Here is a 646-nt window from a genome sequence, read left to right on the forward strand (position 1 = left end):
TATTACTAGAAGTACCGGATGAAGAACCAGAAGCTCTGGATGAACTGGATGCTCCAGAATTATTTTCTTGATAAAAATTATATGCAGTATCAACATTATCAGGAATTGATGTATCTACTGTCGATCCTTTTAAAGGACCATCTGAACTATCAACTATTATCATCGTATCAATTGGAATATCAGGAACAGCTTCAGCTAAATTAACAGCATTATCCCCTCCGTAACTGTAACCATACACAACAACAACATCACCTTTTTGGTAGTTATTCTCTAAAAATGACTTACCTGTTTCTACTCCAGGGCCTTGTGTTAGTGATGGAGATATTACAGCCCCCTTAAAATCCATTCCCAGAGATCTAGCATAAGATGCAGTTGCAAGATATCGAACACCTGCTCCTCCTGCATCATTCGTATTAGGTCTTATCTTTCCATCTCCAGTAGGACCCCCATGATAAAATACCGCTAAAACTCTAGGTTTTGGACCTCCTGGAGGATCCGGTTGTCTACCGTCCGGATCGATATAAATAATCGGATTATTAAAAGCATAGTTATACGGACTATGTCTTCTCATCTTCTCCGCCAGCGGATCCACCACGCCCCATCTTCCAATATCCGGCATATACATCCTTGCCCCGTAATCATACAT

General features: G+C 40.6%; 1 protein-coding gene. It reads right to left on the bottom strand.

Translation table 11 applies throughout. From position 1 onward, the window contains the following. A partial coding sequence (locus ACED20_RS21175; RefSeq protein ID WP_378106740.1) for an RHS repeat-associated core domain-containing protein occupies positions 1-646 on the bottom strand: 646 nt, incomplete at both ends.

This window comes from Chryseobacterium sp. sg2396 (assembly GCF_042610505.1).
GTDB lineage: Bacteria > Bacteroidota > Bacteroidia > Flavobacteriales > Weeksellaceae > Chryseobacterium.